Origin of the sequence: Caloramator sp. Dgby_cultured_2 (assembly GCF_028872215.1) — a bacterium.
Classification (GTDB): Bacteria; Bacillota; Clostridia; order Clostridiales; family Caloramatoraceae; genus Caloramator; species Caloramator australicus.
This window is the reverse complement of record NZ_CP118396.1, coordinates 627,226-640,389: the sequence shown is the minus strand read 5'-3', so window position 1 is coordinate 640,389 and position 13,164 is coordinate 627,226. Positions and strand designations below refer to the sequence as shown.

Below are 13,164 nucleotides of genomic sequence, written 5' to 3'. Positions count from 1 at the left end.
CCTTATACCGGATTTATTGCTACGACATTAATCATATCTTTTATATTTTTAATTTTTTCTATTACTTCATCATCCAATTTGGCATCTAATTCTATAATTGCAGTTGTAATCTTTTGAGGATTTCTTGTAACCTTCATATTTGCTATATTAGCATCTACTTCTAATATAAATTTTGATATATCTGCTATCATACCCTTTCTGTCTTTATATTTAGTAATTATAGTTGGATATTCTCCAGTAAATTCTACTTTCTCACCATCAATCTCGGTTATTAATATATTTCCCCACCAATTGATGAGCCCATTACTTCTATTGTTTTTTCATTATCCTTATAAAAAACAAATTTAACTGTATTAGGGTGTTGATCCCCTAAGTCAGTAGGAATAAAAATTATTTCTATCCCCTTTTCCTTTGCAATTTCTAAGGAGTTTCTTAGTCTTTCATCATAGGGTTCCATACCTAAAACTCCTGCAACAAGGGCTCTATCAGTTCCATGCCCTTTATATGTTTTTGCAAAGGAGCCATGAAGGTAAAATTCCACCTTTTTAAAATCCTCTCCTGCAATTTTACCTGCTACTTTGCCAAGTCTTGCTGCACCAGCTGTATGGGAACTTGATGGTCCAATCATTATAGGTCCTAATATGTCAAAAACACTGTAAAGTTTCATCTAAACACCCTTTCTATATTGTATTTTTAAATCCCTTTCCCTGAACTTCAGCTGCATCTATTATAGTAACAAATGCTCTAGGATCAATATCAAAAATAATGGATTTAATTTTTACTAGTTGATTTAAAGTTATAATACAATATATTACTTTCTTATCATCGCCTGTATAAGCTCCTTCTCCATGCAAAAATGTTACACCTCTACCTAGTTCATTCAATATGTGTTTAGAAATTTCCTCGGTTTTATTCGTTATAATCATAACCATTTTCTTTCTATCAAATCCCTGTAGAATTGCTTCAAAAACCCTTGAGGATATAAACATTGAAATCAAAGTATAAAGTCCAGCTTCAATATTGTTAATTAAACTTCCAGCTAAAACTATAAAAAATTTATTCCAAATGCAATAGACGAAATGTTTATTCCTAATTTCTTTTTTAATGCTACAGCAACAATGTCAATACCTCCCATAGACCCTTTATTTTTTAGAACAATACCTAATCCTATACCATTCAGAACACCACCATATATAGAGGACAATAATATATCTTTAATAAAAAAGTTTTATTTATTTCCCTCGTTAAAATTAAAAAGAGGGAAAGTAAAAATACGCCTAAAGCACTAAATAAAATAAAATCAAAATCAAGCTCCTTCATTCCATAAAGGAAAATAGGGATATTTAATGTTATGACTAAATATCCTGAAGGGATTCTTGTTAAGTATTGCACAATTATAGCAATGCCAGAAACTCCTCCACTTAATAGCCTGTGGGGAACTATAAAAGCATTTATCCCCACAGCTGAAACAAAACACCCAAAGGAAATAAACATGAATTTAATAAGAAAATTTATAGCTTTATTCTCTTTTATCCAATTTAAATTATTCTTCAAAACAGCTACCCCCAATAAATTCTCTTAAAATTGAATTTTTAGGTATTAAATCTTCAATATTATTATCTGCCTCAATAAAATATTCAAGGAATAACATAAGTCTGTAAGCTTCTAAATATGCAGGGCTATCCTTTGGAATTTCTTTTAAATGCTTATAAGCATACTTTTTAATATTGGCATTTCATAAGCTAATGTAGAATTAAACATTACATCTGCTTCCTCTTGGAATGGGAAAATATTTTTTCTTCACCCATTCTTACTTTAGGCCAAGACAAAATTGTATCTTCTGGACTCTTTCCTCTATATTTTGCATCTCTGACTATTCTTCTTAAAAGTCTAACGTCAGTTGTAGGAATTCTATTATGATCGTCTAAATTAAGTTGAGTTAAAGCGCTTATATAAATTTTAAATTTGTTCTCCCTAGGAATAGAATTAGTCAATAGCTCGTTTAATCCATGGATACCCTCTATTACTAAAATTGTTTTTGAATCTAGTTTTAATTTCTTCCCTGAGTTAACCCTTTTCCCAAGAACAAAATCAAACCTTGGAAGTTCAACCTCTTGACCCTCAAGGAGCATACTTAAATGCTTATTGAAAAGCCCTATATCTAATGCATAAATTGATTCAAAATCATAATCTCCATTTTCGTCCTTTGGAGTATCCTCTCGATTAACAAAATAATCATCTAACGATATTGGATAAGGTTTAAATCCATGTATTCTAAGTTGTATAGAAAGCCTTTTAGAAAAAGTAGTTTTTCCTGATGATGAGGGCCCTGCAATTAACACTAATTTAATTTTATCCCTATTTTCATATATTTTGTCTGCAATATAGGCAAGTTTTTTTCGTGCAATGCTTCAGAAACTAAAACTATGTCTTTTATATCCCCATCGATTACCTTTTCATTCAAAGCTCCAACATCAGCAACATCCAAAATCTTAGCCCATTCCTCAGTTTCTCTAAAAATCTTGGCAAGCTTTGGCACATCTTTAAATTTTAATATCTCTTTTGGATTTTCTTCGTTTGGATAGGTTATTAAAATTCCAGGATCATAAAATTTAACATCAAACAACTTTAAATATCCAGTTGAAGGAACTAATGGGCCATAAAAGAAATCGTATAAATTATCAAGTTTTCTAAGTTCTATAAATTCTTTATTTATATTCTTAAAAAGTCTTATTTTATCACTCATTTTTAAGCCATTAAATATTTCCATGGCTCTCTTTTTATCAACTAATTCCTTTTCAAAAGGAATATTAAGGTCAACTAATTCCTTCATTCTTAACTTTATTTTTTCTACTATATCAGCATCTAATTTTTGTCCAGATGAATCTCGCAATAAAGAGCTTTGTTTAATGAATGTTCTATCGTTACTCTAGAACCACTAAAGACATCTTGAGCAGCCTTTATAAGTAAAAGGCTAAGCTCCTAACATAGGTTCTAACCCCTGCTGTTTCCTTTAAAGTAATAGGTCTTATTATAGCATCCTCATAAAGCGGGGTATTCAACTCCATATAACTTCCGTTTACAACTGCAAGAACTGCTTCAATATCCCTAAAATTTCCCCTAACAATATCTTCTACTGTAACACCTTTTGGGTATAATTTGCTTGTTTTGTTATCAAAACTTATTCTTATTTGTTGGAGCATATAATGCACCTTCCTTTAAAAAATTAGAGGATATCTTTATTATATTCAAATTTTATTCAATAGCTTCTAAATATTTCTTACAATTTGTTAATCTCCTAATCGTTGAATCTTTTCCAATTATCTCAAAGGTATCGAATAGTGGCGGTGAAACTTTTGACCCAGTTTCTGCAATTCTTAAAAGCATGAATAAAATTTTAGTTTTAGTTCCTATTCTATCGCAAAAATCGCGCATTCTCTTTTCCAACTCTTCAGCGTGCCAATTGTCCTCCATCTTTAATTCTTCAATAGTCTTTTCTAATAAAAATACCATATCTTTTACCTCTATCTTTTTAACATTTTCTTTTATTAAATTTATGTCATATTCTGAAGGTTCAACAAAAACATTTTAAAAGCCTCTTTAACCTCATCTAATCTTTTTATTCTTTCCTGTTCTACCCTCATAATGCTAAATAATTTTTTATAGTTTTCTTCATTCATTTCAAAATAATCAGTTTCCATTAAAAAGGGGACCGAAAGATCTACAAGTTCCTTAATATCCTTCCTTCTTATATAAATTCCATTAAACCATTCTAATTTTTTAAAATCAAAAACAACATTAGAATTGTTAATTCTATCAAAGGAAAACTTATTTATCATATCTTCAATAGATAAAATTTCTTCTCCATCACCTGGATTCCACCCTAAAAGAGCAATAAAATTAAGAACAGCTTCCTTTAAATATCCCATTTCCTTATATTCTCCAATATATAAAGCTCCATCACGTTTAGATATCTTGCTTCTATCTTCATTTAAAAGTAAAGGCAGATGAACATATTGTGGTATTTCTGCATCTAATGCTTCCAAAATAAGAATTTGCAAAAATGTATTAGGAATATGCTCTTGACTTCTTAATACATGGGAAATTTTCATCTTCCAATCGTCTATTGCTGTGGCAAAATTATATGTAGGAAGTCCATCTGATTTTCTTATAACAAAATCTCCTATTAAATTTCCATCCCATTTTAATTCTCCTCGAACCCCATCGTTAAAGGATATTATTTTATTTGGAACTTTAAATCTAACCGTTGGTTTTAGTCCTGATTTTAATTTTCTATCTATTTCTTCCCTTGTAAGATCTCTACATTTTCCCGAATATTTAGGTGGCTGCTTTTTTGCAATTTGTTCTTTTCTTTCCATTTCAAGTTCTTCTTCTGTGCAAAAACAATAATATGCGTCCCCTTTATCTATTAAATAATCTATGTATTTTTGATATATTTCTATTCTTTCTGATTGTCTATATGGTCCATAAGGTCCTCCAACGTCAGGCCCTTCATCCCAATCAAGTCCTAGCCACTTTAGCCCCTCATATATCCCCTTTTCTGATTCTTCGCTATTTCTTCTCATATCGGTATCATCGATTCTCAATATAAAATTTCCGTTATTTTTTCTTGCGAATATATAGTTATATAGCGAATTTCTTGCAGTTCCAACGTGAAAATTTCCGGTTGGACTCGGTGCAATTCTAACTCTTATTTCCTTCATAATAACACCTTCCTATCTTAAATGTTTTAAATCGCTTTCTATTAATCTAGAAAGATATAAAAGTCCACCCTCAACAGTGTCTTTATGTGCGTTAATTAAAATTTCTTTTATTAATTCTTTATCTTCTGTGCAATATAGTGCATTATTGTATTCTATCATAGCCTTATCATATTCATTCTGTTTTACATAATTTTTAGCTAAATAAATTCTATATTCAGCATCATAAGGATCGTATTTTATTTCTTCTTCTAAATAAATCAAAATCTCCCTATGAACATCCTCAGGAATTTCTATAAAATCCTCCTCCCAATAGCTAAAACCTGTTAAATCTAATGAGGTTTTTAAGGCATTTTTAAAATAAGATTTATAATTTTTTCCACTCAAAAGATAATGTTTGCCTAAAATATAGTATGGAGCGGTATAATAAGGAACAGTTTGGATTACCTTTTCTAAATAACCTCTTGCATCTTTAAAATTATCAAACAAATAATGCCTTCCTAAATAACATAAACTCTGGATTGCTCTATTATCAAATTCAACCATTAATTTATGATAATCCAATTCACTTTGTAATTTCATAGCCTTATCAAAATCAAAACCATATTCATCTTTTAAAATTCTTGCTCTATATAGTATTTCATCAGAAGTTATCCCATAATCCTCATCATCTTGAATTAAATTAATGGACATAATATCATCTAACATACATTTAAATAAAAATGATTTAAAGGATGAAGCCAGTAAAATAAAATTTCTTGTTTCATGAAGCCATATTCCTATATAGTAATCATTAATTCCTGATCCGTATTTGTAAAAACAATAGTAATCTCCGTTGCCAATATCCCCAAAAGGAAGCAAATTAAAATTCATTTTACCTGGAATCCTTAACAAATTATTAACTATATTTTCAGTATACTCAAATCTACAACTTCCAAACTGAGTATCTCCACCGAATTTTTTAATAAATTCTTTATATTCATTTGGCAAAAAATAACCATATTTCATTTCAAATTTCTCAATTCTTGTCCTCATGTCCCAATTCCTTTCTTTAAGTTATGCTAAAAAAATTATACCCCTTCTTTAACAACATCTCAAGTAATTAAATTTTAATTAACTTGAAATAATAATAAACGAGGTGAACTTTATGATAGTTTTTATAAGAACTATTGTTTTGTATTTTTTGTTGTGATTGTAATGCGAATTATGGGCAAAAGGCAAATAGGTGAACTTCAGCCCTTTGAACTTGTAATTGCTATTATGCTTTCGGAACTTGCAGCTATACCAATGCAAGAACCAGGAGTTCCTCTTTTAAATGGTATAATTCCTATACTTACCTTAATGATACTTGAAGTAACAATATCTTATATCTCTTTAAAATTTAGGCCCTTTAGAAAAATCGTTTGTGGAGAACCCAGCATTTTAATTAAGCATGGTAAAGTAGTTGAAGAAGAATTAAGAAGACAACGATTTAATTTAGATGATCTTTTAGAAGAGTTAAGATTGCTGAACTATTTTAATATAAGCGATATAGAATATGCAATATTAGAAACCAACGGAAAACTCAGCATAATTCCTAAACCCGACAAAGCTCCCTTAACTAAGAAAGATTTAAATATATTTTCTCCTCCAGAGAAATTACCAATAAGCTTAATACTTGACGTGAACTTCAAAAAGTAAATCTTTTCATTGCAGGATATGATGAAAATTGGTTAAAGGAACAGCTGAAATTTTATAATATTGAAAAATATGAAGATGTTTTTATAGCCATGCTAGATACAAAGGGGCAATTATTTGTGCAAAGGAGGTAATGCTTTGAATTCAGGTAAAATTGTTCTTACAATAAATTTTATAACCCTTATCCTAATAATAATCCTTGGTATATATGAAATAAGAACCATCGAAAGGGATACTATCTCCTTTATGGAAAATCTAAATGATGTAAAAAATCGGTTGAAGCTTCTAATTGGGATGATGCATATAAAAATATCGAAATTCTAAATAAAAACTGGGAAAGAAAAAAACAACTATGGTCTTTTTTGTTAATCACAATGAAATAGATAATATAAGCATGTATTTAAAGCAAAGTATAGAATATATAAAGCATAGAGACAACATTGAGGCAATGGCTAGCCTTGCAATTTTAGAGCACTATCTAACTCATATATCAGAAATCGAAAAACTAAGAATAGAAAATATTATTTAATTCAAAAACTTGAAATTATTATCTAATAGTATATAATAATAATTAGACATATTTTGTCCATATGGGACTCATTTTGTCCCATATATGTATATACATATTTATTTTTTGTGTTATAATTTTTTTATGAATTTAATATATTAGTATAACACAAATATTAAGGAGGATTTTTTATGCCACTTGTAACAACTAAAGAAATGTTTAAAAAAGCCTATGAAGGCGGCTATGCAATTGGTGCTTTTAACATCAATAATATGGAAATCATTCAAGGCATTGTTGAAGCTGCAAAGGAAGAAAAAGCCCCAGTTATACTACAAGTTTCAGCCAGCGCCTTAAAGTATGCTAACCCTAAGTATCTTATTAAAATGGTGGAGGCCGCAGTTGAAGATTCTGGTCTTCCAATTGCTCTACACCTTGATCATGGTGAAAATTATGAAATCTGCAAAACCTGCATCGATCTTGGTTTTACTTCAGTAATGATTGATGCTTCCAAGTATCCTTTAGAAGAAAATATAAAAATCACAAAGCAAGTTGTAGAATATGCACATTCAAAGGGTGTAGTTGTTGAAGCTGAGCTTGGTAAATTAGCAGGAGTTGAAGACGAAGTAAAGGTTTCAGCAAGGGAGGCAACCTTTACTGATCCTGAAGAAGCTTATGAATTTGTTCATAAAACTGGTGTAGATTCCTTAGCAGTTGCTATTGGCACAAGCCATGGAGCGTATAAATTTAAGGGTGAAGCAAAACTTGACTTCGAAAGATTAGAAGAAATCCAAAAGAAACTTCCAGGTTTCCCACTAGTATTACATGGTGCTTCTGCTGTTATGCCTGAATTCGTTGAAAAATGTAATAGATATGGTGGAAAATTAGAAGGTGCTCAAGGTATCCCTGTTGAAATGTTAAGAAAAGCTGCTTCTATGGCTATATGCAAAATTAACATGGATACAGATTTAAGACTTGCCATGACTGCAACAATAAGAGAAGTATTTGCGACTAAACCTGAAGAATTTGACCCAAGAAAGTATTTAGGTGCTGCAAGAGAAGCTATAAAGCAAGTTGTAAAGGATAAAATAGTAAATGTATTAGGCTGTAGCAATACAATATAAAGCTGAGGGTTAGCCCTCAGCTTTATATTTAACTACCTTATTTTTACCAGTCCTTTTAGCTTCATAAAGCATCGCATCAGCCTGTTTTATTAGCTTTTCTGAATCAGTTAAAAAATTGTCCTTTGTTATTGTTCCTTGGCTCAATCCAATACTTACAGTCCATTTAAAGCCGCCCGTTTTGTCCTTTTCACATTCCCTTCTAATATTTTCTGCTAAAAAGGAGGAATCAACTAATTTCGTTATTATTATTAAAAATTCTTCCCCACCAAATCTAACAACAATACCATAATCGTTTATTGTATTCTTGCAAATATCTACTAATCTTTTCAAAATCACATCGCCCGTTAAATGTCCATATGTATCATTTATTAATTTAAAATTATCTATGTCAATAATAAAACAACTAATTATATAATTATCATGTCCTTTTGCATACATTTCTAAATATTCTCTTAAATATAGCCTATTATATGCTCCTGTAAGCATATCTTTAGTAGCTAAATCTTTAATTTTTTATAAGCAATTTCCAGTTCTTTGTTTCTTTCCAATAATTCAAGCTGAAGTCGCCGTGTTCTTATCTGAACTTTAATTCTTGCAAGCAATTCAACTTCTGAAAAAGGCTTTTTGATATAATCATCTGCCCCCATATTCAATGCCCTTGAAACGGACTCTTCTTCTACTACTGAAGTTATTGCAATAATTGGAAGATAAGGATAAGCCCTTTTTATTTTTGGGCAAAAGCATATCCATCAATTCCTGGTAAAATTAAATCTAGCAAAATCAAATCATAATCATACATTTTTTCCTGTAGAGCCTCTTCAGCAGAACTTGTCCACTTGACTTGGAATCCATATTTTATTAATATATCTTGTAGAACCTTACCATGAAAAGCCGAATCCTCTACTATTAATATCCTATTATGCATATTTGCCTCCTATTCGTTTGGTCAACTTTTCTTTTTACGATTCATACTTATATATTAATTTTATAATTTCAAATTTTAAAATTCAAGCTGTTTAAATCTTCATTGGAGGTGTTCTGATGGGGAGATTAAATGGCGTAAATATCATTAACTTTGATAACACCTTAATTTATGAAAGCGAATTAATTGCAAAGGCAGGAAAGGTGTTGGACTTTACAAATATATCCGGACTAAAATTGTTTTCATCCCTCGATAAGTTACAAAAATTAAGTAAAAATTGCTTCCCACTATGAAAAGCATTAATTTCATAGGTTCTGGAGATTACCATCACATAACCTACTCTATCATATCAAATATTCCATATGAATTTTCCCTTATAGTTTTTGATAACCATTGTGATTGCAATGATATGCCTAATGGAACTATAAGCTGCGGTTCGTGGATAACTCAAGCATCTAAATTACCAAATATCTACAAAATTCTTGTTTTAGGAGTATCAAAGATTAACGCAAAATGCTTGAATAAGAATATTACTTTTCTTGAATACAATGAAAATTTTCTCAAAAAGGCTTTATCATTACTTAAAAGTTTTTCAATTTCAAAAGTATATATAAGCATAGATAAGGATGTATTAGACCCTAAATACGCTATTACAAATTGGGATCAGGGTAAAATGAAATTAAGCGAACTTTTATATATTTTAAATTATATTAAAGAAAAATATACCATTATTGGAATTGATGTTTCTGGTGAAAGCAAGCCCTACAATCCTTTATCCTTAATTCTACCAAGGGAAATTAAATTAAATCAAGAAGCAAACTTGAAAATACTAAACTCTATAATGATGAATTAATATAGGGCACCTTTTGGTGCCCTATATTATTCTGAAGGAACAATAACTTCAGAATTGTTATTAACATTATTATTACTACCAGGATTTATAATGCTTTCTTCAAGTTCTGTTTCATCTTCATTAATCGTGGGTGTTAAATCTTCCTTAGGAATGACTATTTTTATAACATTTCTAACCTTTCCCCTGTTATCTATCGGCTTGTCATTAAAATGAAAGTTATTAGCCATATATGAAGGCAAATTTGAAAATGCTATTCCTTGTGATGATAAAAACTTTTCTAAATAAACAACATTATTTTCTAAATTCGGAACAAGAACAGCCATTCCTTTTACCCTCATATTTTCAAACATTCCATCAGCGGGAATCCTTATAGTTTCTACAGGTGTATTACCAAATCTATATACAGTATATGCAAGGTTCATAAGCTTTCCAGTAGGAATATTTGTCTTTATATAATTTAAAGCAGTAGAAGCAAGATCTGGAATTTTAAATATGCTTACGCTTCTTGCTTTGTTAATCAAAATAGTTAAAACCCTTCTTTGTCTTTCCGTTCTTTCAAAATCTCCATTACCAACCTTTCTTATTCTACTATAGGATAGTGCCTGCTGTCCGTTTAGTTTTTGATATCCAGGTCCACTTAATAATGTTGCCTTTGAACCATTTACTTCTTTAATATACTTATTAATTTCCTTGACTTCATAATCCTTAACTTCAACATCTATACCGCCTAATTTATCAACTAAATCTTGAAAGGCCCTAAAATCGATGGACACATAATACTGAACATCAATATTAAAATCCTGCTGAAGGGTTTTCATTAAAAGTTCAGGCCCACCTAACGAATATGCAGCATTAATTCTGTTAAGTCCATGCCCCGGAATTGGGACATACATATCCCTCATAAAAGAAACAAGCTTTATTGTCTTTGCTTCGGTATTGATATTTGCTAATATGATTGAGTCTGTTCTTCCAATATCATTTTCACTACGTTTGTCCAAGCCAACTAACAATATATTAAAAATACCCTTCTCTTCATTATAATTAAGATTGGCACCTTGTCCATCGTTATGCTTAAAAAATCTTTAGGAGATGGAACATAAATTTTTTGTTTATATAATAAAATGATCCTAATGCAATACCTGCCATCACCGTTACAGCAATTAAAACAACAGCAAGAATTTTTTTCAACTTTACCACCTCAAAATTTTATAGATGCTGCATATTATTATCCCATAAAAAAGAAATATTACAATTTATAACTAAAATTATTAACAAAAAATTTTATTTTATTATTACAGTAGAATATGGTTTTAAATTTATTTTTATTTTGTTATCTTCTATTCGAACAATTCCATCCCCTTTAAGCGTCTCACCTTTTAATTTATCATTTTGATCCAATTTCAATTCAGTATTTACTAAATTGCCCGTTAAATTATGGACTATAAATAACTTATCATTATTTATTGCTCTATAATAAGCCAATATCTCAGGTTGAGTTTCTATGATGGTTATGTCTCCCTTTGAAAGAATGTCATTACCTAATCTGAATTTAATCATGTCTCTATAAAAGTTTAACAATGACTTAGGATCATTATCCTGTTCTTCCACCGATGGTGCATAATCTCCAACATTATATTCTGAATCTATCCATTTAGTTTGACCAGGGACATATTCTTTCCCCCATTTAAAGGGTTCCCTTATATATTCATCAGGTTTTTCGCCCTTCATCCCTATCTCTTCCCCGTAATAAATAAATGGGTTACCAGGCATAGTCAATAATATGCTCGCTGCAAGCTTCATTTTATTTGCATCATTGATCTTACTCATTACTCTATCCATATCATGGTTAGTCAAGAAAGGTGCATCCACGTAATCTTTATAGGAGTTTTTATATTCATCATATATAAAAGGCAAATTATATTGTAATTTTGATGAATCTCCTTTTATAACTGCATCAATAATTCCTTCCGCAAGTTTAAAATTAAAGCAAGAATCCAAATATTTAAGATATGGTGCAATAGCCCTTTCACTACTCCAAACTTCACCGACTAAATATACATCTTTTTTATACTCCTGCAGTAATCTCCAAATTCCTTCCACCAATTTAATGTATCCTGAACCCTATTAGGTGGATATATATGCATTGCTGCATCTAATCTAAAGCCATCTACACCCTTGTCAAGCCAATATTTGGCTATTTTCTTTATCTCTTTTCTGACTTTTTTATTATCAAAGTTTAAATCCGGCATCTCAGACCAAAAATAGCATTGTAAAATCCGCTTCCTTTATTATACCACTGTTTTGTTCCAAGAGCCGAAGGTTCGTTCAATTTTGTATCCTGTGTGGCCCAAATGTAATAGTCCCTGTATTTGCTCTTTGGTGAGGAATCCGCATTTAAAAACCAAGGGTGTTTACTGCTGGTATGATTTACAACAAGATCTAATATAACTTTAATACCGAGTTCATGTGCTTTATTAATAAAATTTTCAAAGTCTTCATTTGTCCCATATTCAGGATTTATATTATAATAATCAGAAACATCATAACCATGATAGCTTGGGGATTTAAAAACAGGCATAAGCCAAATAGCATTAACTCCAAGTGATTTAATATATGGCAATTTTTGTATAAGTCCCTTTAAATCCCCTATCCCATCACCATCGCTATCATAAAAAGCCCTAACAAAAACTTCATAAAAAACCATTCCGTCTTGTTTTGTTCTTTCTACACTCTTTTTGAACAGGATGAAAAATTTAATAATAAAACTATAATTAAAAATATTATCGATATTTTACCCCTAATCCCCTTCATTTTACCATCTTCTCCTCACATTATACAGATTAATTAGCCTTAACATCTCTTCATCGGGTGCTATATAAACAGCCCTCTTTCCACTAGCAAGAAATACATATATTTCTGATTTACAGTCAAAAGGAAAACAAAATATTTTTTATAATCATCCGGAACTTTTATTTCATCAGCCCTGCCAAAAGCATCAAAATTTTTTACATCTTCATCTATTAATGTTTTGCGTTTTGATTTATTATAGATTGTGTCTATTTGAAGGTTACCATTAGTAAAAATATATTCGTATTCTTTATACTGTCTGTTTCTAAATATTCTAAAAACAAATCCCAATATTAATACTATTGCAGCTGCAATAAAATAAAGCATGCTAAACAAAAGAGCAGCTAAAAGAAAATAAAAAACTGCAAAAATAAAGGAGCAATACATTAATAAATTCAAAAACTTGTAAACAGCACTTTTTGATGTCGTTATTAATTGTTCATAAAATTTGTCCATAAAATTCCCCTTTTAGTTGTCTTATGCAATATTTTACAATATAATCAAAATAAATTCAA

Annotated in this window: 16 protein-coding genes and 5 pseudogenes; 6 read left to right on the top strand and 15 right to left on the bottom strand. The window is 30.2% G+C overall.

Annotated features, from left to right (window positions below; translation table 11 throughout):
• Positions 1–2 precede the first annotated feature (2 nt).
• The 8 genes and pseudogenes from sdaAB to PWK10_RS04220 all read right to left on the bottom strand — a co-directional run bounded on the left by sdaAB (position 3) and on the right by PWK10_RS04220 (position 5,756).
• A pseudogene (gene sdaAB, locus PWK10_RS04265) lies at positions 3–667 on the bottom strand (L-serine ammonia-lyase, iron-sulfur-dependent subunit beta).
• Between the two features lie 13 nt (positions 668–680).
• Positions 681–926 carry a YitT family protein gene (locus PWK10_RS04260; RefSeq protein WP_274768113.1) on the bottom strand — a complete coding sequence of 82 codons (246 nt, stop codon included), beginning with the start codon at positions 924–926 and terminating at the stop codon, positions 681–683.
• Positions 927–944: 18 nt separating this feature from the next.
• Positions 945–1,204 (bottom strand): annotated as a pseudogene (locus tag PWK10_RS04255) (YitT family protein); the annotation flags it as partial.
• A complete protein-coding gene (locus tag PWK10_RS04250; RefSeq protein WP_274767479.1) occupies positions 1,177–1,554 on the bottom strand; it encodes a YitT family protein in 378 nt (125 codons plus the stop codon). The pseudogene PWK10_RS04255 and the gene PWK10_RS04250, both read right to left, overlap by 28 nt.
• Positions 1,544–3,203, bottom strand: a pseudogene (locus PWK10_RS19430) (nucleoside kinase). Before PWK10_RS19430 ends, PWK10_RS04250 begins: the two are co-directional and overlap by 11 nt.
• 52 nt (positions 3,204–3,255) lie before the next feature.
• Positions 3,256–3,528, bottom strand: a complete 273-nt coding sequence (locus PWK10_RS04230) for a hypothetical protein (RefSeq protein WP_274768112.1) — start codon at positions 3,526–3,528, stop codon at positions 3,256–3,258.
• A gap of 26 nt (positions 3,529–3,554) precedes the next feature.
• The gene (gene gltX / locus PWK10_RS04225; RefSeq protein ID WP_274767475.1) at positions 3,555–4,724 is read right to left on the bottom strand and encodes a glutamate--tRNA ligase; all 1,170 of its coding nucleotides are present in this window, start codon (positions 4,722–4,724) and stop codon (positions 3,555–3,557) included.
• A 12-nt stretch (positions 4,725–4,736) separates the two neighbouring features.
• Positions 4,737–5,756, bottom strand: coding sequence for an SMI1/KNR4 family protein (locus tag PWK10_RS04220; protein ID WP_274767474.1), 1,020 nt, complete (start codon positions 5,754–5,756; stop codon positions 4,737–4,739).
• A gap of 112 nt (positions 5,757–5,868) precedes the next feature.
• Here PWK10_RS04220 and PWK10_RS04215 point away from each other — a divergent pair.
• From PWK10_RS04215 to fba, 4 genes and pseudogenes are all read left to right on the top strand, one after another.
• Positions 5,869–6,532: pseudogene (locus tag PWK10_RS04215) on the top strand (DUF421 domain-containing protein).
• A 4-nt stretch (positions 6,533–6,536) separates the two neighbouring features.
• On the top strand, positions 6,537–6,722 hold the full coding sequence (locus PWK10_RS04210; protein ID WP_274767473.1) for a hypothetical protein: 186 nt from the start codon (positions 6,537–6,539) through the stop codon (positions 6,720–6,722).
• 7 nt (positions 6,723–6,729) lie between these two features.
• Complete coding sequence (locus PWK10_RS04205) at positions 6,730–6,927, top strand: DUF4363 family protein (RefSeq protein ID WP_274768111.1); 198 nt, start codon at positions 6,730–6,732, stop codon at positions 6,925–6,927.
• Between the two features lie 170 nt (positions 6,928–7,097).
• Positions 7,098–8,027, top strand: coding sequence for a class II fructose-1,6-bisphosphate aldolase (fba, locus tag PWK10_RS04200; protein ID WP_274767472.1), 930 nt, complete (start codon positions 7,098–7,100; stop codon positions 8,025–8,027).
• Positions 8,028–8,036: 9 nt separating this feature from the next.
• Here the strand turns inward: fba and PWK10_RS04195 are convergent, their stop codons facing one another.
• Positions 8,037–8,513, bottom strand: coding sequence for a GGDEF domain-containing protein (locus PWK10_RS04195; RefSeq protein ID WP_274767471.1), 477 nt, complete (start codon positions 8,511–8,513; stop codon positions 8,037–8,039).
• Positions 8,514–8,524: 11 nt separating this feature from the next.
• A pseudogene (locus tag PWK10_RS04190) lies at positions 8,525–8,952 on the bottom strand (response regulator transcription factor).
• A 116-nt stretch (positions 8,953–9,068) separates the two neighbouring features.
• On the opposite strand from PWK10_RS04190, the gene PWK10_RS04185 reads away from it, so the two are divergent.
• Positions 9,069–9,242, top strand: coding sequence for a hypothetical protein (locus tag PWK10_RS04185; RefSeq protein ID WP_274767470.1), 174 nt, complete (start codon positions 9,069–9,071; stop codon positions 9,240–9,242).
• Positions 9,239–9,802 carry an arginase family protein gene (locus PWK10_RS04180; protein WP_274767469.1) on the top strand — a complete coding sequence of 188 codons (564 nt, stop codon included), beginning with the start codon at positions 9,239–9,241 and terminating at the stop codon, positions 9,800–9,802. Before PWK10_RS04185 ends, PWK10_RS04180 begins: the two co-directional genes overlap by 4 nt.
• 26 nt (positions 9,803–9,828) lie before the next feature.
• On the opposite strand, the gene PWK10_RS04175 is transcribed toward PWK10_RS04180, so the two are convergent.
• The 5 genes from PWK10_RS04175 to PWK10_RS04155 form a co-directional block, all read right to left on the bottom strand.
• Positions 9,829–10,812 carry an LCP family protein gene (locus PWK10_RS04175; protein WP_274767468.1) on the bottom strand — a complete coding sequence of 328 codons (984 nt, stop codon included), beginning with the start codon at positions 10,810–10,812 and terminating at the stop codon, positions 9,829–9,831.
• Positions 10,813–11,083: 271 nt separating this feature from the next.
• A complete protein-coding gene (locus tag PWK10_RS04170; protein WP_274768110.1) occupies positions 11,084–11,902 on the bottom strand; it encodes an alpha-amylase family glycosyl hydrolase in 819 nt (272 codons plus the stop codon).
• A complete protein-coding gene (locus PWK10_RS04165) occupies positions 11,851–12,051 on the bottom strand; it encodes an alpha-amylase family glycosyl hydrolase (RefSeq protein WP_274767467.1) in 201 nt (66 codons plus the stop codon). The genes PWK10_RS04170 and PWK10_RS04165 overlap by 52 nt, the downstream gene beginning before the upstream one ends.
• A complete protein-coding gene (locus PWK10_RS04160; RefSeq protein WP_274767466.1) occupies positions 12,039–12,506 on the bottom strand; it encodes an alpha-amylase family glycosyl hydrolase in 468 nt (155 codons plus the stop codon). Before PWK10_RS04160 ends, PWK10_RS04165 begins: the two co-directional genes overlap by 13 nt.
• Positions 12,507–12,673: 167 nt before the next feature.
• Positions 12,674–13,105 (bottom strand): DUF6106 family protein, encoded by a 432-nt coding sequence (locus tag PWK10_RS04155; protein WP_274767465.1) that lies wholly within the window; start codon positions 13,103–13,105, stop codon positions 12,674–12,676.
• Between the last annotated feature and the right edge of the window lie 59 nt (positions 13,106–13,164).

Coding starts and splice junctions, on each gene's coding strand:
- PWK10_RS04260 (WP_274768113.1), bottom strand. CDS start 926: ATGATTATAACGAATAAAACCGAGGAAATTTCTAAACACATATTGAAT.
- gltX (WP_274767475.1), bottom strand. CDS start 4,724: ATGAAGGAAATAAGAGTTAGAATTGCACCGAGTCCAACCGGAAATTTT.
- PWK10_RS04220 (WP_274767474.1), bottom strand. CDS start 5,756: ATGAGGACAAGAATTGAGAAATTTGAAATGAAATATGGTTATTTTTTG.
- fba (WP_274767472.1), top strand. CDS start 7,098: ATGCCACTTGTAACAACTAAAGAAATGTTTAAAAAAGCCTATGAAGGC.
- PWK10_RS04195 (WP_274767471.1), bottom strand. CDS start 8,513: ATGCTTACAGGAGCATATAATAGGCTATATTTAAGAGAATATTTAGAA.
- PWK10_RS04185 (WP_274767470.1), top strand. CDS start 9,069: ATGGGGAGATTAAATGGCGTAAATATCATTAACTTTGATAACACCTTA.
- PWK10_RS04180 (WP_274767469.1), top strand. CDS start 9,239: ATGAAAAGCATTAATTTCATAGGTTCTGGAGATTACCATCACATAACC.
- PWK10_RS04165 (WP_274767467.1), bottom strand. CDS start 12,051: ATGCCGGATTTAAACTTTGATAATAAAAAAGTCAGAAAAGAGATAAAG.
- PWK10_RS04160 (WP_274767466.1), bottom strand. CDS start 12,506: ATGGTTTTTTATGAAGTTTTTGTTAGGGCTTTTTATGATAGCGATGGT.
- PWK10_RS04155 (WP_274767465.1), bottom strand. CDS start 13,105: ATGGACAAATTTTATGAACAATTAATAACGACATCAAAAAGTGCTGTT.